The following is a 22,586-nucleotide window of genomic DNA, read 5'->3' as shown; positions in this document are numbered from 1 at the left end:
GGCGCTATTCGCCGGGCCGGGACGCCTGACGCCGCACCTGCGGGAACTGCAGGCGGATCCGTCGTGGCAGGGCCGCCACTAGCAGCGCCGCCACGAGGAATGCCAGTGCCTTGTCTGCCGGATCGGAAATCAGTGCCTGTTTGGTGATGGAAGCCAGGAGTCCGTCGCCCATGGCGCGGAACATGGCTACGATGGCGCCGGTCGCGGCGCCGGAGGTGCCGCCGTAGACGAAGGCGGCCACGGGCGCGGACAGTACCGCTGCCACGACCCCGGTCAGGAAACCGGCCACCGGTGCCCAGTAGACGCGCCGCAGCACACCGAGCCGGCTGGCGGTCCCGGCGAGGTAGCCGATGGCCGCGGCGCCAGCGGCGAAGGGCAGCACCGTGGGGTTAAAGAGGGACCAGACGAGCGACCCCAGCACACCGGTGGCGGCGCCGGCGGACCGGCCGGCCAGCAGACCCACCAGGACGGTGCCGATGGAATCCAGGTAGAGCGGCACCAGCGTGCTGCCCACGAATTGGCCCAGCACAATGTTCAGGGCCAGGCCTACCGGAATGATGGCCACCGCCGAGGGCGGCAGCTGCGGCAGGACGCCGACCAGCAGCAGGATGGCACCGGCAAGATAGCCGGCGAAGGCGGTGACGGCGGGCCAGCTGGACAGGCCGGCGGCCGCTTCCACAGGCTGGAGCAGGACCAGCATCAGGTAAGTGGCGGCGATAACGGCCGCGCCGACAAGCGGCAGGATTCGGGAGCGCAGCGATGTGCTGCCGGCGTTCGAGGGCAGCGTCAGGGACGTGGACATAGAGATTCCTCAGTGCTGGAAAAAACTGATGGGATTGGGCCTATGTCACCTCGGTCCGGTCATCCATTCTAGCGAATCCAGCGGGCAACTACCCACCGGCTGGATCCAGCCGCCGGGCCAGCGCCCCAATGGAGCCGAGCACCTCCCGGAAAGTAGCCTCCGGATCGTTCCACGAAACAATCCGGGCGTTGGGCTTCCTGCCCCAGAGTCCGCGGTAGTCCGCGACAGTCGTCCCGGCCAGCAGACCAGATCCCGTCTCCACGTGCACGGTGGCCGGGCGTGTCCGGTAGTCGACCGTACCGGCCGCGATGGCGGCGGCAAAGACATCGTGCACATGCGCCAGGTAGCCCTGGTCGTAGTGGCGGTGGAACTCGAAGTAGAACCGCAGGGCGTCGGAGAGGCAGCGCAGCAACGGATTCGCGGCCGTGCTGCGCTGGCCTTCCCGATCTTCGGGCAGCACCAGTTCGCCCTCGGCGCTGCCGGCTAGCCGCCCCAGTTCCGCCACATGTTCGGGGCGCAGCTCGATGCGTTCGGTCATCTCCAGCGCGCACACAATCGGCAGCCGGTCTTCGGGCTCGCCCTCGAACGCCGCGAAGACCTCGGCGGCGGCGTGCGGGTCCACGTGCGTGTTCCACTCCGCCGTCGGCGTGGTGTTGCCCTGGTAGTAGTAACTGCCGCCCATGATGACCACGCGTTTGAGCAGCTTGGGCAGCCGGGGCTCTTTCCGCAGGGCCAGCGCGAAGTTTGTCAGCGGGGCGGTCAGCAGGGCGGTCAGCTCCCCCGGGTGTTGCCGCGCGGCCTCCACCCAGAGGTCAACGGCATCATGCGGCGAAACGCCGCCCACCGGTGCCGGCAGCTCGGCGTAACCGATGCCTTGCGGCCCGTGCGTTTCCGGCGTCGTCGTCAAGGGGATCTCCAGCGGCGCGGTCGCTCCGACGGCGACCTCCACGCCGGTCCTTCCGCACAGTTCCAGCAGAGCCAGATTGTTCCGGGCCACCTGCTCAACGGCGACGTTGCCCGGCGTGCTGGTGAGGACCTCAATCTCAACCTGGGACAAGCTGAGCAGATAGACCAGGGCCAGGGCGTCGTCGATGCCGGTGTCGTTGTCCACCAGCAGCCGGACCGCCGCTCCCGATTCAGTCATGGCGGGCTAGAAGAGGGCGACTTTGGGCGCGGCGGGGAAGATCCCGTCCAATTCGGCCAGGTCACCATCCGTCGGCTGCCAGGAAGCGGCTTCAGCGTTTTGCCGGATCTGTTCGGGCTTGGTGGCGCCCGCGATGACCGATGCGACGGCCGGCTGGGCCGCCAGCCAGGAGAAGGCCACCTGGATTTCCGGGAGGCCGCGGTCGGCGGCGAAGCGGGAAAACGCGCCGAGCTGTTCCCAGTCCGCGTCCTTCAGCAGGTTGGTGCGGGAGTGGGTCAGTCGGCTGCCTTCCGGTGCCTTGCCGTCCTTGTATTTGCCGGTCAGCAGCCCGTTGGCCAGCGGGAAGTACGGCAGGACGCCCAGCCCGTAGGCCTGCGCCGCGGGAAGGACTTCCAGTTCGGCCCGGCGGTCCAGCAGGTTGTAATGGTTCTGCGAGGAGATGAACCGGGTGAAACCGCGCATCCGTGCCGTGAACTCGGCCTCCGCGATCTGCCAGCCGGCCCGGTTCGAATGCCCGATGTAGCGGACCTTGCCGCTGCTGACCAGGTCGTCCAGCGCGGCGAGGGTCTCCTCGATCGGCGTCAGCGCGTCAGGCGTGTGGAACTGGTAGAGATCGATCCACTCGGTGCCCAGCCTGCGCAGCGACGCCTCGGCGGCCTTGACGATGTACCGCCGCGAGCCGCGGGCGTTGAAATCGTTTCCGTTGGCTCCGTGGGTGTCCATTCCGAACTTCGTGGCGACAATGACATCCTCGCGCTTCCGCCCCAGCGCCTTGCCCAGGAATTCCTCGCTCAGGCCGGCCGTCTTCCCATAGGTGTCTGCGACGTCGAAAAGCGTGACGCCGGCGTCGACCGCTGCATTGACGACGGCGGTGGATCCGTCCTGCGTCTGGGTGGGGGTTCCGCTGCGGCCCAAATTGTTGCAGCCGAGTCCTACTGCCGAGACGGTCAGTCCTGAAGCGCCCAGTCGGCGGTATTCCATTACTACATCCTTTTCGCTTGGCTTGTGTGGCCCGTCTCGAATCCTACCCGGGAAGGCTTTGCGGCCGCGGTGGGCCGGTGATTTCCCGCACGTCACGTAGGCGTCAGCGGCGCGGTCGCTTCTGTCTTTGGGGGTCACTGCACATACCATCGAAGTCATGGCTAAAGTTTTGACTTCCCTTCCCGTCGGCGAACGTGTCGGCATCGCTTTTTCAGGCGGACTCGACACCTCCGTTGCCGTTGCCTGGATGCGCGACGGCGGCGCTGTTCCCTACACCTACACTGCCGATCTCGGCCAGTACGACGAACCGGACATTGACGCGGTTCCCGGACGCGCCACCGAATACGGTGCCGAGCTCTCCCGGCTGATCGATTGCAAGCCCGCCCTGGTGGAGGAAGGCCTGGCCGCGCTGGCGTGCGGCGCTTTCCACATCCGCAGCGCCGGCCGCGCGTACTTCAACACCACGCCGCTCGGCCGCGCCGTCACCGGCACCCTGCTGGTACGCGCCATGCGCGAGGACGGCGTGGACATCTGGGGCGACGGCTCCACCTACAAGGGCAACGACATCGAGCGCTTCTACCGCTACGGCCTGCTGGCCCACCCGCGGCTGCGCATCTACAAGCCTTGGCTGGACCCGCGGTTCGTCTCGGAACTGGGCGGGCGCCAGGAAATGTCCGAGTGGCTGACCGCGCACAACTTCCCCTACCGCGACTCGGCCGAAAAGGCTTACAGCACGGACGCGAACATCTGGGGCGCCACCCATGAGGCCAAGACCCTGGAGCACCTGGACACCAGCCTTGAAGCGGTGCAGCCGATTATGGGCGTGGCGTTCTGGCGCGACGACGTGGAGATTGCCACCGAGGATGTCACCATCCGGTTCGAGGCGGGCCGTCCGGTCGCCATCAACGGCACCGAATACACCGACGCCGTGGCCCTGGTCAACGAAGCTAATGCGATCGGCGGCCGCCACGGCCTGGGCATGTCCGACCAGATCGAGAACCGCATCATCGAGGCCAAGTCCCGCGGCATCTACGAAGCACCGGCCATGGCGCTGCTGCACATCGCCTACGAGCGGCTGCTCAACGCCATCCACAACGAGGACACCGTGGCCAGCTACCACGCCCAGGGCCGCCGGCTGGGCCGCCTGATGTATGAAGGCCGCTGGCTGGACCCGCAGGCCCTGATGCTGCGCGAGTCGCTGCAGAAGTGGGTCGGCTCGGCCGTTACCGGCGAGGTCACCCTCCGCCTGCGTCGCGGCGAGGACTACACCATCCTCGACACCAGCGGCCCGTCGCTGAGCTACCACCCGGACAAGCTTTCGATGGAGCGCGTGGGCGACGCCGCCTTCGGTCCGCTGGACCGGATCGGCCAGCTGACCATGCGCAACCTGGACATTGCCGATTCCCGCTCGCGGCTGGAGCAGTACGCTGCCCAGGGTCTGGTGGGCGGCCCGACCGCCGAACTGGTTGGCGCACTGGAGGCTGGCGGCGCCGATGAGATCGCCGATACCGCCGAGCTCGACGACGCCGGCCGTGCCGCCGACGAGGCGCTGGACCGCGCAGCGTTCGACGCCGGTACCGACTGACACGTCCGTCCCGCCCCTGCGGGTGGCCCAAAAGCCCGGCGCACCGTCTCTACGACGGAGCGCCGGGCTTTTGGCTTTGCCGCACTGGACCGCCGTGGAAGAGTTGAGCTGTGGTTTTCACACGTTCTGAACTGCTCGGCTACCAAAATGCCGAGGTTGCCGACCTCCTGGGTCCGGGTCTGCGACTGCTTTTCGTCGGCATCAATCCGGGCCTGTGGTCGGCCGCGACCGGAACGCACTTCGCGCGCCCCGGCAACCGTTTCTATCCGGCACTGGCGGCCGCCGGCATCACGGACCGCCTCATCCGCGCCGGCGAAGGAATGACGGAGGACGACCGCAGCCACCTCATTGCACGTGGTGTCGGGATCACCAACGTTGTGTCCCGGGCTTCTGCCCGGGCCGACGAGCTGGACAGGGAAGAGCTGCAAGAGGGAGCGCTTCGGCTCGCTGACAAAGTCGCCGTGCTAGGTCCACGTGTAGTGGCGGTGGCCGGGATTACTGCCTACCGTGTCGGCTTCGGACGTCCCAAGGCACAACTCGGTCGCCAGCCAGAGACGATCGGCGGGGCCGAGCTGTGGGCGGTGCCTAACCCCAGTGGACTGAACGCCCACCAGACCGTGGCCATGCTCGCCGCCGCGTACCGCCAGCCGGCGCTGGCCGCCGGCCTGGTACTGGCCGAGAACGTGCAGCGGTAAAGCGCCGGAACGGGCTCAGTCCAGGCTGAACGGTGCTTTGGCAGGCAGCGGATGCTTTTGCTTAGCGGCACGGGGATCACCGTAGGGTGCCACGCCGATGCTGAGCTTGGTGAAGTCCAGCTTCGCTTCGCGCAGGCACGTTTTCAGGCCGGCGACCGCTTTGCCCGCGTCCGGTGCCAGCGTGAAGATGTTCAATTTTCCCGGTGAGAACGCGGACCGGTCCACCACCCCCAACCCACGCCAGGCGAAGAATTCGGTGATCGTCCGCGTGGCTTTGTCTTCCAGGTACTGGTCCCGTTCGGTGCCCGTGCTGGTCTTGAGCGCATACTGCGCGATCACCCAGAACTGGTCCTCCCTGGCGATCTCCGCAAAGCCGTCCTCCGCGCACTGGCCTGCGAACGCCTCCAGCAGGGCCGCGGCAGCATCCTCGGCGACGCCGTTCGTTTCCCGGGTGATGCTCTGGTGCCCCACCGTGCCGTGATTGACCACGAACTGGCCGAAGTCCTCGTCGTACCAGGCCTCGCGGAACTGCAGGACTCCTTTGTCATCGTGCTTGTACAGTCGGAGAAAGCTCATGGGCGGGCCTTTCTAAACCAGTCGTCGGCAGTGCCGTCAAAGGGCGGTAAGCGGTCTCTAACCGCCGAATAGATTCTGTTGCATTCCGCCTGGGTCGCAGAGATGGCCCAGGCGGGGTAATTCATGGCGACCTGGTGCTCCGCGAACTCGTCTTCGTCGTCGATCCAGGTTCCGCGCTCGTCGAAGGTACGGATGACATCCAGATCCATGTCGATCAGCGTGACCTCGTACCCGATGCCGGCAGCCAGCTGCTGCCACCGGATGTCCGACACGATGTCGACGTAGATCTCCACCTTTTTCGGGTGGAGTTCATCGAAGAACGTGACCACATGGTGCCCATCGTGGGGGATCATCACCAACGCGTCGGAGGCAGCGTAAAAGGCAACGGCAGGTTTTGCCACGAAGGAGCCGGTGGGCTGGGAGATCCAGTGCCCGAAGCGATCCTCGCCCAGATAGTCTCCCGGCACCACCCAGTGGGGTTCGCCGTTCCACTTCCTGTTCCGCATCACGACCAGCTCGCCTGGTCCGATACGTTCCGGGCCGCGGCATGGGGACGCGGCGGCAGCGCCCGGCGAAGCGGGGTCCGGCGCGCTCACTGGATCTTGGGAATCTGGCCCGTTGGCATTTCCTGGCCGGGCAGCGGCCGGGCGAAAGGCACTTTGGTTCCGAGGACCTGGGCAACGACGTCGTGGGTAACCTGACGCGCGGTCAGGCCGACGCGTTCCATCACCTGGGACCGTGTTCCGTGGGACAGGAACTCCACCGGCAGACCTACCTCGTTCAGGGCGGTGTCCACGCCCTCGGCCCGCATTTCCTGCCGGATCCGGGACCCAACCCCGCCGGCACGGACGCCGTCTTCGATCACAATCACGATCCGGTGCTGCGCTGCCATCGCAATGATGGACCGGGCCACGGGCAGCACCCAGCGCGGATCCACCACAGTAGAGCTGATGCCCTGGGCGCCGAGCCGGTTGGAGACTTCCAGCGCGAGTTCGCTCATGGCGCCGATGCTGACGATGAGCACGTCGTTTTCGGTGGAGCCGGACGGGCGGCGGGCGAGCACGTCGACGCCGTCCTTGAGCCGCTCGATGGCTTCGACCTCCGAGCCGACCGAGCCTTTGGAGAAGCGGATGACGGTGGGCGCGTCATGGACGGCGACCGCCTCCCGCAGCTCTTCCTTCAACCGGGAGGCATCGCGCGGCGCCGCCAGATGCAGCCCGGGTACGATCTGGAGCATGGCCATGTCCCACATGCCGTGATGGCTCGGGCCGTCCGGGCCGGTCACACCGGCCCGGTCCAGGACCACGGTGACGCCGGCCTTGTGCAGGGCAACGTCCATCAGCAACTGGTCGAACGCCCGGTTCAGGAAGGTGGCATAGAGCGCAACCACCGGATGCAGCCCGCCGTAGGCCATGCCCGCGGCGCTCGTGAGTGCGTGCTGCTCGGCAATACCGACGTCGATGACCCGGTCCGGGTGGTTCGCGGCAAACTTGTGCAGGCCCACCGGGATCAGCATGGCGCCGGTAATGCCGACGATGTCCTGGCGCTCATCGGCGATATCGGCGATTTCGTTGGCGAAGACCGAGGTCCAGGACTGCACTCCCCCGGCGTCAACGGGCTCACCGGTCTCCGGATCGATTACGCCGACGGCGTGGAACTGGTCGGCTTCATGGGCCCGCGCCGGAGCGTAGCCGCGGCCTTTCTCGGTCATCGCGTGGACAATGACCGGGCCGGCGTACTTGCGGGCCTGCGTCAGCGCCTCCTCGACCGCAGCCATGTCATGGCCGTCGATGGGCCCGATGTACTTCATGCCCAGGTCTTCGAAAAGTCCCTGCGGCGCCCACCAGTCCTTGATGCCCTTCTTCGCGGCGTGCAGGCTCTTGTAGGCCAGCTGGGAGAACACGCCGCCGTTCTCCAGCCGGTCCTTCCACCAGTCCAGCGTGCCTTCGTACGCCTTGTGCGTACGGACCTTGTCGATGGTGGAGCGCAGTGCGGCCAGCTGGTCTGCCAGACCGCCGATCGTGGGCGCGTAGGAGCGGCCATTGTCGTTGACGACGATGACAACGCGGCGGTCCTTGTCGGCCGCGATATTGTTCACGGCTTCCCATGCCATGCCGCCGGTCAGGGCGCCGTCGCCGACCATGGCGACGACGTAGCGCTCACCTTCGCCGTTCAGCTTCCGGGCGCGGGAGATTCCGTCGGCCCAGGACAACGACGACGACGCGTGGGAAGACTCGACGATGTCGTGCACGGATTCGGAACGCTCCGGGTAGCCGGACAGGCCGCCCTCCTGCCGCAGCGTGGAGAAGTCCTGCCGGCCGGTGACCAGTTTGTGCACGTAGGACTGGTGGCCGGTATCGAAGACAATGCTGTCCCGCGGCGAATCGAACACCCGGTGGATCCCCAGGGTCAGTTCGACAACCCCAAGGTTGGGACCGAGATGCCCGCCGGTCTGGGCCACGTTCGTGATGAGGAACTGGCGGATTTCCCCAGCGAGGCTTTCCAGCTGCCTCGTGCTGAGTTTGCTGAGGTCCTGCGGATTACGGATTGTCTCCAGTAGACCCATGGAAGCCTCCCTTACTGATGAATAGCATTGCCCGCCAGACGCCTCTGCTTCGGGCCGCGGTCGACACTTAACCATAACGCGCAGAAGGCCCCCGGCCCGCCCTGGGGGCGGAGTCCGGGAGCCTTCCGTGGATCCTGAACCGTTACGCTGCGGTTAGCTGGCGCAGTACATACTGCAGGATTCCGCCGTTACGGTAGTAGTCCGCTTCGCCCGGTGTGTCGATGCGCACAACGGCGTCGAAGCTGATGCTCTTGCCGTCCTCGTCCGTGGCGGTAACCTTCACCGTCTTCGGCGTGGAACCGTTGTTGAGCTCGGTCACACCTTCGAAGGCAAAGGTTTCCGTACCGGAGAGTCCCAGCGAGGCAGCGTTCTCGCCCGCGGCGTACTGCAGCGGCAGCACGCCCATGCCAATGAGGTTGGAGCGGTGGATGCGCTCGAAGCTCTCGGCGATGACAGCCTTGACGCCCAGCAGCGCGGTGCCCTTGGCTGCCCAGTCGCGGGACGAACCCGAACCGTATTCCTTGCCGGCCAGGACCACCAGCGGGGTGCCGGCGACCTGGTAGTTCATCGCGGCGTCGTAGATGTAGGCCTGCGGGCCGCCGGTCTGCGTGAAGTCGCGGGTGAAGCCGCCTTCGACGCCGTCCAGCAGCAGGTTGCGCAGCCGGATGTTGGCGAACGTACCGCGGATCATGACTTCGTGGTTGCCACGGCGCGAGCCGTAGGAGTTGAAGTCCTTGCGCTCCACACCGTGCTCGAGCAGGTACCGTCCCGCCGGGCTGTCCGACTTGAAGGAACCGGCCGGGGAGATGTGGTCCGTGGTCACCGAGTCGCCGAGCTTGGCCAGGACACGCGCGCCGGTAATGTCCTGCACCGGTGCGGGAGTGGCCTGCATGCCCTCGAAGTACGGTGGCTTCCGCACGTAGGTGGAGTCCTGGTCCCAGGCAAAAGTGTCGCCTGCGGGAGTGTCCAGCGCCTTCCAGCGGTCGTCGCCCTCAAAGACACCCGCGTAGCCCTTGACGAACATCTCCTCGTCGATGGACGTGTCCATGATGGACTGCACTTCGGTCGGGCTCGGCCAGATGTCCTTCAGGAAGACATCGTTACCGGCCTCGTCCTGGCCCAGCGGATCATTCTCGAAGTCGAAGTCCATGGATCCGGCCAGGGCGTAGGCAATGACCAGCGGCGGCGAGGCCAGGTAGTTCATCTTCACGTCCGGGTTGATCCGGCCTTCGAAGTTGCGGTTACCGGACAGGACCGCCGTGACGGACAGGTCGTGGCCCTGGATGGCGTCGGAGATCTCGGTTTCCAGCGGGCCGGAGTTGCCGATGCAGGTGGCGCAGCCGTAGCCCACCGTGAAGAAGCCCAGCTTCTCCAGGTACGGGACCAGGCCGGACTTCTCGTAGTAGTCGGTGACAACCTTCGAACCCGGCGCTACGGAGGTCTTCACCCACGGCTTGGAGGTCAGACCCTTGTCGACGGCGTTGCGAGCCAGCACGGCTGCGGCCAGCATGACCGAGGGGTTGGACGTGTTGGTGCAGGAGGTGATGGACGCAATGGTCACCGCTCCGTGGTCCAGCACGAACTCACGGCCGTCGTCCATCTTGACGGTGACCGGCTTGGTCGGCCGCCCGTTCGAATTGGCGGCCGCGGAGTGGCGCACGGTGGAGGTCATGGCGGGCGAGTCCGAGGCGGGGAAGGATTCCTCGAGGGCCTCGTCCAGCGCATCCTCGTTGGCTGCCGCTACGTAGTTGTGCAGGTCCTTACGGAACTGTTCCTTCGATGCGGAGAGCTCAATGCGGTCCTGCGGACGCTTTGGTCCGGCGATGGACGGCACCACGGTGGACAGATCCAGTTCCAGGTACTCCGAGAACTTCAGCTCGCGGGACGGGTCATGCCACAGGCCCTGTTCCTTGGCGTAGGCCTCGACCAGGGCAACGTTCTCGTCGGAACGTCCGGTCAGGCGCAGGTAGTCCAGCGTGACGTCGTCGATCGGGAACATGGCTGCAGTCGAGCCGAATTCCGGGCTCATGTTGCCGATGGTGGCGCGGTTGGCCAGCGGAACTGCGGCGACGCCTTCGCCGTAGAATTCGACGAACTTGCCCACAACACCGTGCTTGCGCAGCATTTCGGTGATGGTCAGGACGACGTCGGTGGCCGTTGCGCCCGCGGGGATGGAGCCGCTGAGCTTGAAGCCGACCACGCGCGGGATGAGCATCGAGACGGGCTGGCCAAGCATGGCTGCCTCTGCTTCAATGCCGCCAACGCCCCAGCCCAGTACGCCCAGGCCGTTGACCATGGTGGTGTGGGAGTCGGTGCCGACGCAGGTGTCGGGGTAAGCGCGCAGCTTGCCCTCGACTTCGCGGGTCATGACCGTGCGCGCCAGGTATTCGATATTGACCTGGTGGACAATGCCCGTTCCCGGGGGGACAACCTTGAAGTCGTCGAACGCAGTCTGGCCCCAGCGCAGGAACTGGTAACGCTCGCCGTTGCGCTGGTACTCGATCTCCATGTTGCGCTCAAGGGCGCCGGCGTTGCCGAAGGCATCGATCTGCACTGAGTGGTCGATGACCATCTCGGCCGGGGCAAGCGGGTTGACCCGGGAGGCGTCGCCGCCGAGTTCCTTGACTGCCTCGCGCATGGTCGCCAGGTCAACAACACAGGGAACACCGGTGAAGTCCTGCATAATGACGCGGGCGGGGGTGAACTGGATTTCCGTGTCCGGCTGGGCGTTCGGGTCCCAGTTGGCCAGTGCGCGGACGTGGTCCGCCGTGATGTTTGCGCCGTCTTCGGTCCGGAGCAGATTCTCCAACAGGACCTTGAGGCTGAACGGAAGGCTCTCGGCGCCTTCGACGGAATTCAGCCGGAAAATTTCATATTCGGACCCGGCAACGTCTAGTACGCCTTTGGATCCGAAGCTGTCCACATTACTCATAACAGGACTCCTCTCGCCACACTTTATCTTTGTCCGGGCAGCAGTCCCCCGCTAGTTAGGCTTCCCTAATTCACGCACACCGCTGATCGTGGCAGATGCTGATGGAACCAGCAGTCTGCATTCGCCGGAATTGGCTTTCACGGTTCCGGCCGCATCGGCAGCAGTGCCGTGCGCGGCCCCGGACATCCTTTTCCCATCCTAGCCCTCCGCCCGGAATGCGACGCAGTGATGACAGGCACTTCCAACGCGGCTCAGGCCCGCGACGGCACCAGCTCCGCGAAGGACTCCATATGGTGCGTGTTCGGATACAGATCAAACACCCTCAGTGTCTTGAGCTCCCAGCCAAGGGCCATGAAGTAGCCCAGATCGCGGGCGAAGGAGGCCGGATCGCAGGAAACGTAGCCCACCACGCGCGGCCGCTGGTCGTGCAGCAGGTGCACCACGGTCCTGCCTGCACCGGCGCGCGGCGGATCGAGGACGACGGCGTCCACTCCATCCTGCGACCGCAGTGCCTTCTCCACCTTGCCCTGCACAATGGACACCTGCGGCGCGTCGTGCAGGTTCTTGCGGGCGTCGCGGCTGGTGCCCGGGGACCCTTCGACCGAAAGCACCGTACCGGTGACGCCTACGGCTTCCGCCAGAGGAGCCGTAAACAGGCCGGCGCCGGCGTACAGGTCCGCCACCCGCTCCCCCGGCTGCGGCCGCACACCTGCCATGACTGCTTCCGTCAGTACTTGGGGTGCCGAGCGGTGGATCTGCCAGAAGCCGTCCCCGGTCACCCGGTACTGGTGGTTCCCGCAGGTTTCGGCCACCCAGGTCCTGCCCTTCAGCCTGGTGAGTTTGCGTTCCTCTGGCTCCCAGACTGCAACGGATGCGGATTGGTCAATGGCGGCGGCCACGGCCGCCATTCGCCGCGGCGACGCGTTGGGCTCGGGTACCAGCAGCACCAGCGGCGCGGAACCGTTCGCTGGCGCCGCCACCTCGACGCGGGACACCTGGTTCAGGTCCGCTTCCCACAGGCGCAGATCGTTGATGGCAGCCACCGCCAGCGGCATTTCGGTTACCGGAACCAGCTCATCGGAGCGGTGCGCGTGCATGGCCAGATGCCCGCTCTTGTCCACGGCAAAAGCCGCCCGGGTCCGCCAACCCAGCCCGCCGTCGTCGTTCTCATCCGCAGCTTCCACAACGACCTGCCGTTCGACACGGGCCAGCCGCTGCAGCTGCTCTTCGAACACCGCCGCTTTGAGCCGCCGCTGCTCGGCGAGCTCAATGTGGCCGAACTCGGCGCCGCCCACCGCCGGTCGGTGGCGCTTGGCTGCCAGCAAAGCGTCCGCGCGGTCCCAGGGATGCGTCACGCGGTGGGGCGAAGCCTCGAGCACCTCGACCGTGTCGGCGCGCCAGAAACCGGAGTCCGCACCGCCGTCGGTAATCCGCACGCGCACGAGTTCACCGGGCAGCGCGTGCCGGACGAAGACTACGCGGCCCTCGTACCGGGCGACAAAGTGCCCGCCATGCGCCGGGGCGCCGATCCTCAGTTCGAGTTCAACGGGGTCAGTGGGGTCAGCGGCCTGCGCCATTAGGGAAACTCCTGGTATTTGCGGACGGCATCGGAGGAAGCCAGCTGCCAGGGAACGCTGGCAACCATGACTCCCGGTTCGAAATGCAGTCGGGTTTTGATCCGCAGGGCGGTCTGGTTGTGCACTAGCTGCTCCCACCACCGGCCCACGACGTACTCCGGAATGTACACGACCACCAGATCGCGGGGTGAATCGCGCCGGATGTTCTTGATGTACTCGATGATTGGGACGGTGGTGTCGCGGTACGGGGACGCCAGGACGGTGATGGGCACGGGAATCTTGTAGCGTTCCCAGTCTGCCAGCGTCGCTTTCGTCTCTTCCTCGTCGATGTCCACAATGACCGCATCGAGTTTCGACGGGCGGGAGGCGCGGGCAAAGGCCAGCGCGCGCAGCACCGGCTTCCGCACGTGCGAGACCAGTATCACCGCGTGGACCCGGGACGGGAGCGCGGTGGCGGGTTGGTTCTCGTCCACGGCCAGTTCCTGCGCCACCTGCTCGTAGTGCCGGTGGATGCTGTACATGATCAGCGCCAGGATGAGGATGCCTGCCACTGCGATCCACGCGCCGAACACAAATTTGCTCACGAGCACCACCACCAGCACCGTGGCGGTCATGATGAACCCGATGAGATTGATGACGCGCGAGCGGGCCATCCGCCGTCGTACTGGTTTGTGCGGCGTGGACCGGATCTGCCGGGAAAAGTGCTTGATCATGCCGAGCTGGCTGAAGGTGAACGAGACGAACACGCCCACCACGTACAGCTGGATGAGTTCGGTGACATCGGCCTCGAAAATCAGGATCAGCACCAGGGCGGCGCCGGCCAGCGCCATGACGCCGTTGCTGTAGCTCAGCCGGTCGCCGCGGGTGCGCAGCTGCCGGGGCAGGAAACCGTCCGTGGCCAGGATGGAGGCCAGCGACGGGAAGGCGGTGAAGGCAGAGTGGCTGGCCAGGACCAGGATCAGGCCGGTGGCCGCCAGGACCAGATAGAACAGCACATTGCCGCGGTCGAAGACGGTCGCCGCGAGCTGGCTGATGACGGGCGTCTGCAGGTAGTCCGCCGGCAGCGGACCGCCGTTGAGCCGCAACTGCTCGGCGGGAACCTGGACCACGTGGACCCGGGTGGCGCGGGCCAGATACAGCACCGCCATGGTCATCACCGTGGCCGCGACGCCGAGGACCAGCAGCGCCGTCGCAGCATTCCTGGCCCGCGGCGGCTGGAACGCCTGGACGTTGCCCGCCGGGGTTTCCACACCGGTCAGCGCAGCCGCGCCGGTAGAGAACGCGCGCAGCACCAGCAGCGCTCCGGCCAGGCCGGTCAGCCCGGCCTGGAACTCCGCGTCCGGCACAATGTCCAGCCCGGCGCTGGGCGCCAGCTCGAGCTGGCCGGTCACGTCCTGGATGAAGCCCACCAGGCACATCAGCAGGATCAGCCCCACGAAGGCGTACGTCGGGATGGCCACCGACCTACCACCGCGCCGCAGCCCGCGCAGGTGCAGCAAAGCAAGAATTACGACGCCGGCAACGGCCGCCGTCGTTTGCCATCCCCTGAGCGCGGGGAACGCTGCGATGACGTAGTGCGCGGCTGAGGACATGGAGACCGCCACGGTGAGCACGTAGTCGAACATGAGCGCTGAACCGACGGTGATGCCGGCGTTCTTGCCCAGGTTCTCGCTGGCGATCTGGTAGTCCCCGCCGGAGGGGTACGCGTGCACGCTTTGGCGGTAGGAAGCGACGATGACCAGCAGCACCACCATGACCGCCAGGCCGACCAGCGGCGACAGCGCGACGGCGGCCACTCCCGCCAGCGCCAAGGTCAGCAGGATCTCATCCGGAGAGTACGCCACGGAGGAGAGCGCGTTTGCTGAAAACACCGGCAGCGCCAGCCGTTGCGGCAGCGGCTGAGATTTGGCACGTTCGGTCCGGAACGGCCTGCCCACCAGGATGCGCTTGAGCGCGTTAAGGGAGGTCAGCATGTTCCGCCGTTCCACGCACGCACAGGTACGGACACAGTCATCACGCATGAAAGCTTACTGCCGCGGGCGCCACCGCGCTGTTGCGGCCCTCTTGCCGATAAGCTTGCTGCTGGACAACATGCTTCAAGGGAAGGGAATCCGGTGGCGCATTTCGTGATCATGGGGTGCGGACGCGTTGGCGTGACACTGGCGCATACGCTGGATGAATCGGGGCACAGCGTGGCGGTGATCGATCAGGACGACAGCGCCTTCCGCCGGTTGCGCAGCGACTTTTCGGGGCGCAAAATCACCGGCGTCGGTTTCGACCGCGACACCCTGCGCCACGCGGATATCGAAAATGCCTATGCCTTCGCCGCGGTCTCCAGTGGCGACAACTCGAACATCCTGGCCACCCGGGTAGCGCGCGAGACCTTCCATGTTCCCCACGTCGTCGCCCGTATCTACGATCCTGGGCGGGCCGAAATCTACCAGCGGCTGGGCATTCCCACCGTGGCCGCCGTGCGCTGGAGCGCGGACCAGGTGCTGCGGCGGATCCTGCCCGAGCAAAGCATCAAGGGCGACTATCGGGAAGCTTCCGGGCGACTGATTCTCGGCGAGGTGTCCCTGCACGACGGCTGGGTCGGGCACGGCTTCGCGGAGATCGAAGCCGCTTCCGGTGCCCGGGTGGCGTATCTGACGCGGTTCGGCGAGGGCATGCTGCCCGGTCCCGAAACCCGTTACCAGCAAGGCGACATTGTCCACGCCATGATGAACGTGGCCGCCACCCATGAGATCGCCGGCATCCTGTCCAAGCCGCCGGTTAAGGAGTCCGAATGAAGGTAGTTATCGCAGGGGCAGGCAGCGTCGGCTCCTCCATCGCACGGGAGCTCCTCTCCAACAACCACGACATCCTGCTGATCGACCAGAAGCCGGAAGCGATCGGCCGCAGCGGCCTCAAGGGTGCCCGCTGGTTGATAGGGGACGCATGCGAAATCACCACGCTGCGCGACGCCAACCTGGACGAAGCCGACGTGGTGGTTTCCGCCACGGGCGACGACAAGGTGAACCTGGTGGTCTCGCTGCTCGCCAAGAGCGAATTCGGTGTCGCCCGGACCGTCGGCCGGGTGAACAACCCCAAAAACGACTGGATGTTTGACGACTCGTGGGGCGTGGACGTAGCCGTCAACACGCCGCGCCTGATGACCGCGCTGGTGGAAGAGGCGGTGGAAATCGGCGATCTGGTCCGCCTGCTGACGCTGCAGACCGGCGTGGCCTCCATGGTCGAATTCACCGTGCCCCACGACTCGCCCCTGGTCGGCAGGACACTGGGCTCCATCGACTGGCCGCAGGACGCCACGGTCGTGGCCATTCTGCGCGATGACGCGCCCATCACGCCTAGCATGGACGACGTTATCGAGGACAGCGACGAGCTGTTCTTCGTGACGACCATCGCCGCCGAGGACCAGCTGCGGTCAGTGCTGACTGCCCGGAGCAGCAGTGCCGCCGACGACGGCGCCGCCGACCGGGCGTGAGACCATCCACGCCAGCCAGAGGCCGAGCGCGTACAGCGGCACGCCCATGACCAGCCGCGCGGTACCCAGCGCCATCAGGGCATCCGGGCCCATGAAGTACAGCGGCACCTGGACGGCCAGGCGCAGAGCCAGCACGGCGATGACAATCCAGGTCGCCAGCACGTAGGCCCGTAAGCGGCGCGGTTCCTTCCGCCAGTCTGTCCCTTCGCCCCGGATGAAGCCGAACAGCAGTCCGGCCAACGGCCATTTGACCGCAATCGAAATGATCATGCCCACAATGTAGGCGGCGTTGGTGAAGAAGCCCGGAATGTAGAAGGTCTCGGCCCGGCCGGTCGTGTTGGCGACAAAGGCACAGATGGCAACGCCGATCAGTCCCGAAAACGCCTGGACCACGGTGCCGCGCTGGATCAGCCGCAGGATGGTAAACACTGCCGCGATGCCCAGCGCCCCGATCAGGGCCGGTGCCAGATCGCGGACAGCGGTGAAGACTACGAGGAAAACCAGGCCGGGCAGAATGCTTTCGGTCAGACCGCGGACGCCGCCCACGGATTTGAGCACGTCGATCTGGCCGTCTTCGCGGCGCTCCACTCCCGCCCGCGCCGCGTAGGCACCGGCGAGCTCGCTGACGGATTTCTCCTGCTCATCGCGAGGTTCGGGTTTTTCAGTCATGGCTCAATTCTCCAACAGGCTTTGGATTTCATAGCGCGGGTTGTACATCGTCGGCAGCCCGTCGACTTCGAACACGGTTCCTTCGAAACCCAGCCGGATACCGGCGTCGATGCCCGGTACCCGCCGCTGGCCCAGCCAGATCAGGCGGATCCTCGCCGGCCGCTGCTGCACGCCGGCCTCGGTGGCCCGGGCTCCGGGCCCCGCCGAGGTCAGCACGGCCGAGAAACTTGGCGCCTGACCCACGGGAAGAATCGTGATGGACTCCACGTATCCCACGGAACGCACGCGCCCACGCTTCGGCAGTCCTTCCAACGGAATAACGACGGCGGACCCGGCATCGGGACGCCGGTCCTTAGCCAATGTGGGTGATCTCGGGTCCGCGCTCGGGTGCGCTCAAGCCGGGCGCAGGTTGGCCGGGAGCAGGCTGACCGTCCTGCGTGCGCAGGCTCGCATCCTTGGGCAACCGCAGCGTCAGCAGATCCCGTGGCGGCAGCGGCTGGTCACCCCGGACCACAACGGTTTGCCGGAAGAGCTCCTCCAGCTCCGTTGCCTTGGCCCGGTCCAATGCGGCCGCACCACCGATGACTCCGCGCAGGAACCAACGCGGACCGTCAACGCCGATGAACCGCGCTACCCTGAAGCCACGCTTCCCGTCCGACGTCTGGGCCGGCAACTTGGCCACAACTTCTGTCCCCAACGGCCCGCTGACCTCCTCAACGGTCCCGCCCTGGGAGCCGATGGATGAAGCCAGCTGTTCGCGGATTTCCTCCCACAGGCCCTCGGACTTAGGCGCAGCGAACGCCTGCAGCTGCAAACTGGAACCGGACAGGTCCAGCGTTACGGCGATGACCCGCTGGGTTTTCTCCTCTACTTCCAGCCGTAGCTGAAGTCCGTCACGGGGCTGGATTTTCAGCGCGCCGAGATCGAGGTATCCCTCATCGGTCTCTTTTTCGGCGCTATCGAACGGACCGCTGCTGCGCAGTTCCGCATCGGTCTTGGCAGCCTTAGGCAAAGTCTGGACTGCTTCTGCCTGTTCCGGGTCGGCTGCGGGATCGGAGGCTTCGCCCGGAGTCTGCTCCTCGTCGCTCTCCGCTGCGGTCTCCGGCAGATCGCTCGTCTCGTTCTTGTTCTTGCGGCGCCCAAAGATCATCGTCGGGTCCTTTCTGAAGCCGCTGGCTGGCCAGCGGCAGTTGTACTCGGTCGGCGCTTCATTGGGCTGCCGTAAAGCCGCCGGTCGATCCGAACCCGCCGGCGCCTCGAATGGAGCCGGGCAGCACGTCGACATGTTCAAAGGCAGCGTGCTCTACGCGCTGGATGACCATTTGCGCAATGCGGTCCCCGCGCTTGAAGGTCAGGGTCTCGGCGGCATCCGTATTCAGCAGCGTGACGGCGATTTCGCCGCGGTAACCGGCATCAACCGTGCCGGGTGCATTAACGATGGTCAAGCCGTGTTTGGTAGCCAGTCCCGAGCGCGGATGAATCAACGCCACATACCCTTGCGGCAGCGCGATGGCCACACCGGTGGGGACAAGGATCCGCTCCCCCGGCCCGATCCTGAAGTCAATGCGGCTGCGAAGATCAGCCCCAGCGTCGCCAGGATGGGCGTAGCCCGGTGCCTCCAGACCGTCGTCGAGCATTTTCAGCTGAACGTTCAGCGTGGGTTGAATATCCTGCACTCGCTACCATTTCCTTGCCGATGGCGGCCCTGCCGCCGCGAGAGTTTCCGCACATCACTCTAACGCTTTTGGCGCAGAACAACTACGTCATGCGCTGCAGGCCCCGCGGCTCCGCCGGCCTCCGAGGTGAAAAGCCACGGGAAAGGTGAAAAGCTGGAATTATGAGCACAAACGCCACTCCCGCCGGTAACACCGGCTCCGCTTCCGGGACACCCGGAGCCGTCATTTACCAGGAACGCCTGTGGCCGAACTTCTGGATCTGGCTAATCGCGGCAGGCACGGCAGGAGCGGTGATTTTCGTGTTGGCACCGATCAGCCTGACCACCGGCTACATCGCAGCAGCGGTCGCTGCGGTCATTCTGTCGGTGCTGCTGATCGTTTCGGCACCGCGGATCACCGTGACCCAGAAAACGCTTCAGGTGGGACGGGCTCAGATCGAGCGGGAATTCATTGGCCGGGTCGAGGCCTTCACGGGCGACGACGCCACGGCCCAGCGTGGAACGGAACTGAATGGCACCGCCTACATGTGTTTCCGCGGCTGGATCCAGCCGGTGGTCAAGATCGAGATCACCGACGAGGCAGACCGGACACCCTACTGGATCACCTCCACACGACGCCCGAAACAGCTCGTCGCGGCACTCTCGACCCCGCAAGACCAGTAACCAGCGGACCGCCGGCGGCCATCATTTGGCCGCCGGCGTATCCAGATCGTCCGACGGTGCCTGTACTCGGCAACCGCTACCGCAGCAACCGCTGCCGCCGGTAAGCTCGGCCGCTCAGCCCTCGCAGTCCTTGCAGTACAGGAGCCCGTCCTTTTCCCTGGCGACCTGGGACCGATGACGGACCAGGAAACAAGACGCGCAGGTGAATTCATCTGCCTGTGCAGGCATGATGCGCACCGTCAGCTCTTCGCTTGACAGATCCGCCCCAGGCAACTCGAATCCTTCGGCCGCTTCGGCTTCGTCCTCGTCAACGACGGCGGACTGCTTGGTCGTGCGGTGGGTCTTCAGCTCCGCAATGGATTCCTCGCTAGTCTCGTCATCGGTCTTGCGAGGGGCATCATAATCAGTCGCCATAATTGTGTCTTCACGCTCCGGTGTTGCAGTTGTAAGCCGGTCTTCCGGGCCGGCAAGCCCATCACGCCCGATGATGTGTCAGATCACAACGTCCGCAACGGGGATTTTGTGCCCATAACGCGAAGATTGTGGCCTATTCGAAGCCCGAATATCAAACCATTCCTTCACCGGGCGCCGGATAAGCACCCCCACGGCGAAACTTCGGCCACGAACTGCACGCCACACCCGCCCAAACAGTAGGTATTAGTCGCCATCGGTGGCAGAGTTTCAGGGAGGAATTGTCGTCTGGTGGAGGGTTTTCATGCAGGATCTACGGCTGGTGGGTGTCCATGAGGATGGCGAACATCTGCTGTTGAGCGGCGACGGCGGGGAAAGTTACCGCCTGGCGATTGATGAAGCACTCCGTTCCGCAGCAGCGCGCCCGTCAGTGCGGGTTCCCGCTGCTGATTCGGACAGCGGAGGCGCCGCGATGTCTCCCCGCGAGATTCAAGCCCGGATCCGGGCCGGAGCCTCTGCGGAACAGGTCGCCGCTGAATCGGGCCTCGACATGGCACGCATCCTGCGCTATGAAGGACCGGTCCGTGCCGAACGGGACTACATGGTCCAGCAGGCACAGCGCGTCGAGGTCGCTTCCGCACTGCCGTCGCACGACAGCTACCGCTCTGCATTCGGAGACGCTCCCGCCACCCTTGGCGAGATGGTCGCCCACCGGGTGAATGCGTTCGGCATCGACGCGGCCTCACTGGAATGGGACTCCTGGCGGCGCCAGGACGGCGCATGGGTGATCGTCGCCCGTTTCGAGCCGCCCGCCGTTGCCAGCGGTTCAATCGGTGAGGAGCCTCCCGCCAAGTGGTTATACAGCCCCACCAGCAAAACTGTGCAGAACAGTAACCGCTGGGCGCAGCAGCTCAGCGAACTTGAGCCCTTGGACGGCCCCGTCCCGGCGCGCCGACTCACGGCCGTGGCTGACCGGGTCTTCGACTTCGAGGCAGACACCGAAGCTGGTCCCGAAACTGACTCGGCCACCGGGGACGAAGACACCACGGACTCGGACAATCTGTTGGAAGTGCTTCGGTCCCGCCGTGGCCAGCGCCTCGGTGTTGACGAAGAAGCCGACGACGCACTCGCGCTCCTGCTGACCCAGGGCGGTATCCCCGCCGCTCATCCGCGTGAGGGGATCCTGACCGGGGATGATACGGATGCAGACGGCAACGGCGGGCGGCCGAGCAGTCCGTTCACGCTGAGCCTCGCCTCATCTGGCCACGGAGCCGATTCTTCGCTCGATCTTCATCCGGGTGTCAGCATGGAGACCAGGGAAATAACGGTCTCCGGTGCTCCCTTGCCGGAGGAAAGTGCGGATGCTGCACCGAACGCTGACTCCGAACCGGCCTCGGCCGATCAGAACCAAAGCGCGGAGCCGGCAGAACCGGCAGAACCTGCAGAAGCGGCGTCGGCAGATGCGGCCGCGGCCGAAGAACAGCAGCGCAAGCGGTCTATGAAACCTAAACGCTCCAGCGTCCCGAGCTGGGACGAGATCGTTTTCGGCACCAAGCACGAGTAAGCCGGGCGGCCGCCTCCGGCAGTCCCCGGAACAGCAGGCGGCCTGAGCCGATCAGGACCGTCTGCTGTTACTTTCCCTTGGCGGTGTTCTTCTTGCCGGGTGAACGGACCGTTGAACCCAGCGTAAGCAACGGCACTTCGCGTTCGGCGCGGGTCAATGACCCGTGCTGGCCTACCACGTCCATGGCACGCTCCGCCACCCTGCGCGTATCGTACAGGGCGATCGGTTCCCGAGCCGCGATCATCAGATCCCCGATCCGAGGCAGAACAGAAGCATCCACGCGGCCGAAAAGTCCGTGGGCGACCGCTTCGTCCCGATCAAGAATCCAGGCATGCTTGCCGAACGACTCACGCCATGCTGTGGCGAGCTTGTCACGTTGCCGCGCACCGGCGTCGGGCTCTAGATACAAATGCACCAGCCGCGGTTCACCGCCCGTGTGGCGGACCCCCTCGACCAGTTCCGGCTGCAGGGAATAGTCGTACCGGTGTTCACGGGAGACATCCAGCATGCCGTGGTCCGCAGTCAGCAGGAGCAGCGTGTCCGCAGGCAACTGGCCGGCCAGCCGGCGCATGTCCGAATCCAGCTCCTCCAGGGCATTGCCCCATTCCACCGACGAACTGCCATAGCGGTGCCCTGCCTTGTCCAGCTCGTTGAAGTACAGATAGACCAGCGCCCGGTCCTGCCCGGCCAGGGCCTCGACCGTGGCCTGGGTCCGTGCATGGCCCGTCGTCGCCGGGATGAAGGACCCGCCGCGCAGCGCCGCCTGGGTCATGCCGGAGTCGGCAAACTTGGGCAAACTGACGGTCGCAACGGAGACGTATTCAGCAGCGCGTTCAAACACGGTGGCATGCGGCTGCCACTTGCGCGGATCCACTTCCGCGTCCCAGCCGCCCAGCTGGTTGACCACTTTGTCCTGCGCCGGATCCAGCACGTCGTAGCCGACCATGCCGTGCAGGCCGGGCTCAAGCCCCGTCCCTAAGCTGGCGAGCGACGACGCTGTCGTTGAGGGGAAGGCGCTGCGCAGCGTGCGCGAGTTTTCGAGGCATTTGCGCAGGAACGGGGCATGCCCGCCGCGCTGTTTGAGCAGGGCTTTGCCCAGCCCGTCCACCATGACTACACAGATGCGCCTGGCGCCGGGAAGACCCAGGACATTTTCAAAACCCGGTACGTCAAGGGCTGCCGCCGCGCTGCTGAAGACGTCGGCTATGGTGTCCCGGCCGAAGTCTGGTGCCGGGGGCAGCGGTTCGTGATGCAACGGCATC

Annotated in this window: 21 protein-coding genes; 6 read left to right on the top strand and 15 right to left on the bottom strand. The window is 65.7% G+C overall.

Annotated elements, in window-relative coordinates:
- Positions 1 to 4: 4 nt before the first annotated feature.
- The 3 genes from AC3A4M_RS19285 to AC3A4M_RS19275 all read right to left on the bottom strand — a co-directional run bounded on the left by AC3A4M_RS19285 (position 5) and on the right by AC3A4M_RS19275 (position 2,927).
- Complete coding sequence (locus AC3A4M_RS19285) at positions 5 to 802, bottom strand: ECF transporter S component (protein ID WP_498737788.1); 798 nt, start codon at positions 800 to 802, stop codon at positions 5 to 7.
- A gap of 88 nt (positions 803 to 890) precedes the next feature.
- Positions 891 to 1,946 carry a nucleoside hydrolase gene (locus tag AC3A4M_RS19280; RefSeq protein ID WP_498737786.1) on the bottom strand — a complete coding sequence of 352 codons (1,056 nt, stop codon included), beginning with the start codon at positions 1,944 to 1,946 and terminating at the stop codon, positions 891 to 893.
- A gap of 6 nt (positions 1,947 to 1,952) precedes the next feature.
- On the bottom strand, positions 1,953 to 2,927 hold the full coding sequence (locus tag AC3A4M_RS19275; protein ID WP_498737784.1) for an aldo/keto reductase: 975 nt from the start codon (positions 2,925 to 2,927) through the stop codon (positions 1,953 to 1,955).
- A 157-nt stretch (positions 2,928 to 3,084) separates the two neighbouring features.
- Here AC3A4M_RS19275 and argG point away from each other — a divergent pair, with 157 nt between their 5' ends.
- Both argG and AC3A4M_RS19265 read left to right on the top strand, forming a co-directional pair.
- A complete protein-coding gene (gene argG / locus AC3A4M_RS19270; RefSeq protein WP_498737782.1) occupies positions 3,085 to 4,512 on the top strand; it encodes an argininosuccinate synthase in 1,428 nt (475 codons plus the stop codon).
- Positions 4,513 to 4,622: 110 nt separating this feature from the next.
- Positions 4,623 to 5,207 (top strand): mismatch-specific DNA-glycosylase, encoded by a 585-nt coding sequence (locus AC3A4M_RS19265; RefSeq protein ID WP_498737780.1) that lies wholly within the window; start codon positions 4,623 to 4,625, stop codon positions 5,205 to 5,207.
- Between the two features lie 15 nt (positions 5,208 to 5,222).
- Here the strand turns inward: AC3A4M_RS19265 and AC3A4M_RS19260 are convergent, their stop codons facing one another.
- From AC3A4M_RS19260 to AC3A4M_RS19235, 6 genes are all read right to left on the bottom strand, one after another.
- Positions 5,223 to 5,783 (bottom strand): hypothetical protein, encoded by a 561-nt coding sequence (locus AC3A4M_RS19260; RefSeq protein WP_498737778.1) that lies wholly within the window; start codon positions 5,781 to 5,783, stop codon positions 5,223 to 5,225.
- Positions 5,780 to 6,289 (bottom strand): DUF402 domain-containing protein, encoded by a 510-nt coding sequence (locus tag AC3A4M_RS19255; protein ID WP_498737823.1) that lies wholly within the window; start codon positions 6,287 to 6,289, stop codon positions 5,780 to 5,782. Before AC3A4M_RS19255 ends, AC3A4M_RS19260 begins: the two co-directional genes overlap by 4 nt.
- 86 nt (positions 6,290 to 6,375) lie before the next feature.
- Entirely contained in the window at positions 6,376 to 8,349 is a 1,974-nt protein-coding gene (dxs, locus tag AC3A4M_RS19250) for a 1-deoxy-D-xylulose-5-phosphate synthase (RefSeq protein WP_498737776.1), read from the bottom strand.
- A 142-nt stretch (positions 8,350 to 8,491) separates the two neighbouring features.
- Positions 8,492 to 11,281, bottom strand: a complete 2,790-nt coding sequence (acnA, locus tag AC3A4M_RS19245; protein ID WP_498737774.1) for an aconitate hydratase AcnA — start codon at positions 11,279 to 11,281, stop codon at positions 8,492 to 8,494.
- Between the two features lie 251 nt (positions 11,282 to 11,532).
- Positions 11,533 to 12,858 (bottom strand): class I SAM-dependent RNA methyltransferase, encoded by a 1,326-nt coding sequence (locus AC3A4M_RS19240; protein ID WP_498737772.1) that lies wholly within the window; start codon positions 12,856 to 12,858, stop codon positions 11,533 to 11,535.
- Positions 12,858 to 14,831 carry an APC family permease gene (locus AC3A4M_RS19235; protein ID WP_498737770.1) on the bottom strand — a complete coding sequence of 658 codons (1,974 nt, stop codon included), beginning with the start codon at positions 14,829 to 14,831 and terminating at the stop codon, positions 12,858 to 12,860. Before AC3A4M_RS19235 ends, AC3A4M_RS19240 begins: the two co-directional genes overlap by 1 nt.
- Positions 14,832 to 14,972: 141 nt before the next feature.
- Here AC3A4M_RS19235 and AC3A4M_RS19230 point away from each other — a divergent pair, with 141 nt between their 5' ends.
- Together AC3A4M_RS19230 and AC3A4M_RS19225 are read left to right on the top strand one after the other, a co-directional pair.
- Positions 14,973 to 15,647, top strand: coding sequence for a potassium channel family protein (locus tag AC3A4M_RS19230; RefSeq protein ID WP_498731828.1), 675 nt, complete (start codon positions 14,973 to 14,975; stop codon positions 15,645 to 15,647).
- Entirely contained in the window at positions 15,644 to 16,342 is a 699-nt protein-coding gene (locus tag AC3A4M_RS19225; protein ID WP_139003710.1) for a potassium channel family protein, read from the top strand. Before AC3A4M_RS19230 ends, AC3A4M_RS19225 begins: the two co-directional genes overlap by 4 nt.
- On the opposite strand, the gene AC3A4M_RS19220 is transcribed toward AC3A4M_RS19225, so the two are convergent.
- The 4 genes from AC3A4M_RS19220 to dut form a co-directional block, all read right to left on the bottom strand.
- Positions 16,283 to 17,011 carry a DUF3159 domain-containing protein gene (locus AC3A4M_RS19220; protein WP_498737767.1) on the bottom strand — a complete coding sequence of 243 codons (729 nt, stop codon included), beginning with the start codon at positions 17,009 to 17,011 and terminating at the stop codon, positions 16,283 to 16,285. The genes AC3A4M_RS19225 and AC3A4M_RS19220 overlap by 60 nt on opposite strands.
- A 3-nt stretch (positions 17,012 to 17,014) precedes the next feature.
- A complete protein-coding gene (locus AC3A4M_RS19215) occupies positions 17,015 to 17,296 on the bottom strand; it encodes a hypothetical protein (RefSeq protein ID WP_498737765.1) in 282 nt (93 codons plus the stop codon).
- 67 nt (positions 17,297 to 17,363) lie between these two features.
- Positions 17,364 to 18,161 carry a DUF3710 domain-containing protein gene (locus AC3A4M_RS19210; protein ID WP_498737763.1) on the bottom strand — a complete coding sequence of 266 codons (798 nt, stop codon included), beginning with the start codon at positions 18,159 to 18,161 and terminating at the stop codon, positions 17,364 to 17,366.
- A 58-nt stretch (positions 18,162 to 18,219) separates the two neighbouring features.
- A complete protein-coding gene (gene dut / locus AC3A4M_RS19205) occupies positions 18,220 to 18,687 on the bottom strand; it encodes a dUTP diphosphatase (protein ID WP_498737761.1) in 468 nt (155 codons plus the stop codon).
- A gap of 161 nt (positions 18,688 to 18,848) precedes the next feature.
- On the opposite strand from dut, the gene AC3A4M_RS19200 reads away from it, so the two are divergent.
- On the top strand, positions 18,849 to 19,349 hold the full coding sequence (locus tag AC3A4M_RS19200; RefSeq protein WP_498737759.1) for a DUF3093 domain-containing protein: 501 nt from the start codon (positions 18,849 to 18,851) through the stop codon (positions 19,347 to 19,349).
- 114 nt (positions 19,350 to 19,463) lie between these two features.
- On the opposite strand, the gene AC3A4M_RS19195 is transcribed toward AC3A4M_RS19200, so the two are convergent.
- Positions 19,464 to 19,763: a DUF4193 domain-containing protein gene (locus tag AC3A4M_RS19195; protein WP_139003716.1), complete on the bottom strand. Its 300-nt coding sequence runs from the start codon at positions 19,761 to 19,763 to the stop codon at positions 19,464 to 19,466.
- 301 nt (positions 19,764 to 20,064) lie between these two features.
- Between AC3A4M_RS19195 and sepH the strand changes: the two genes are divergently transcribed.
- Positions 20,065 to 21,324, top strand: coding sequence for a septation protein SepH (gene sepH / locus AC3A4M_RS19190; RefSeq protein ID WP_498737756.1), 1,260 nt, complete (start codon positions 20,065 to 20,067; stop codon positions 21,322 to 21,324).
- A 67-nt stretch (positions 21,325 to 21,391) separates the two neighbouring features.
- Here the strand turns inward: sepH and AC3A4M_RS19185 are convergent, their stop codons facing one another.
- Entirely contained in the window at positions 21,392 to 22,585 is a 1,194-nt protein-coding gene (locus AC3A4M_RS19185) for an alkaline phosphatase family protein (RefSeq protein WP_498737754.1), read from the bottom strand.
- Between the last annotated feature and the right edge of the window lies 1 nt (position 22,586).

Source organism: Arthrobacter sp. Soil_C_60, from assembly GCF_057656375.1.
Note: the sequence above shows the minus strand (reverse complement) of the source record. Positions and strands in the feature narration are given on the sequence as shown.

Coding starts and splice junctions, on each gene's coding strand:
- AC3A4M_RS19285 (WP_498737788.1), bottom strand. CDS start 802: ATGTCCACGTCCCTGACGCTGCCCTCGAACGCCGGCAGCACATCGCTG.
- AC3A4M_RS19185 (WP_498737754.1), bottom strand. CDS start 22,585: ATGCCGTTGCATCACGAACCGCTGCCCCCGGCACCAGACTTCGGCCGG.
- AC3A4M_RS19200 (WP_498737759.1), top strand. CDS start 18,849: ATGAGCACAAACGCCACTCCCGCCGGTAACACCGGCTCCGCTTCCGGG.
- AC3A4M_RS19280 (WP_498737786.1), bottom strand. CDS start 1,946: ATGACTGAATCGGGAGCGGCGGTCCGGCTGCTGGTGGACAACGACACC.
- AC3A4M_RS19225 (WP_139003710.1), top strand. CDS start 15,644: ATGAAGGTAGTTATCGCAGGGGCAGGCAGCGTCGGCTCCTCCATCGCA.
- AC3A4M_RS19195 (WP_139003716.1), bottom strand. CDS start 19,763: ATGGCGACTGATTATGATGCCCCTCGCAAGACCGATGACGAGACTAGC.
- AC3A4M_RS19220 (WP_498737767.1), bottom strand. CDS start 17,011: ATGACTGAAAAACCCGAACCTCGCGATGAGCAGGAGAAATCCGTCAGC.
- AC3A4M_RS19255 (WP_498737823.1), bottom strand. CDS start 6,289: ATGCGGAACAGGAAGTGGAACGGCGAACCCCACTGGGTGGTGCCGGGA.
- dxs (WP_498737776.1), bottom strand. CDS start 8,349: ATGGGTCTACTGGAGACAATCCGTAATCCGCAGGACCTCAGCAAACTC.
- AC3A4M_RS19260 (WP_498737778.1), bottom strand. CDS start 5,783: ATGAGCTTTCTCCGACTGTACAAGCACGATGACAAAGGAGTCCTGCAG.
- AC3A4M_RS19235 (WP_498737770.1), bottom strand. CDS start 14,831: ATGCTGACCTCCCTTAACGCGCTCAAGCGCATCCTGGTGGGCAGGCCG.
- AC3A4M_RS19275 (WP_498737784.1), bottom strand. CDS start 2,927: ATGGAATACCGCCGACTGGGCGCTTCAGGACTGACCGTCTCGGCAGTA.
- argG (WP_498737782.1), top strand. CDS start 3,085: ATGGCTAAAGTTTTGACTTCCCTTCCCGTCGGCGAACGTGTCGGCATC.
- acnA (WP_498737774.1), bottom strand. CDS start 11,281: ATGAGTAATGTGGACAGCTTCGGATCCAAAGGCGTACTAGACGTTGCC.
- AC3A4M_RS19210 (WP_498737763.1), bottom strand. CDS start 18,161: ATGATCTTTGGGCGCCGCAAGAACAAGAACGAGACGAGCGATCTGCCG.
- sepH (WP_498737756.1), top strand. CDS start 20,065: ATGCAGGATCTACGGCTGGTGGGTGTCCATGAGGATGGCGAACATCTG.
- AC3A4M_RS19240 (WP_498737772.1), bottom strand. CDS start 12,858: ATGGCGCAGGCCGCTGACCCCACTGACCCCGTTGAACTCGAACTGAGG.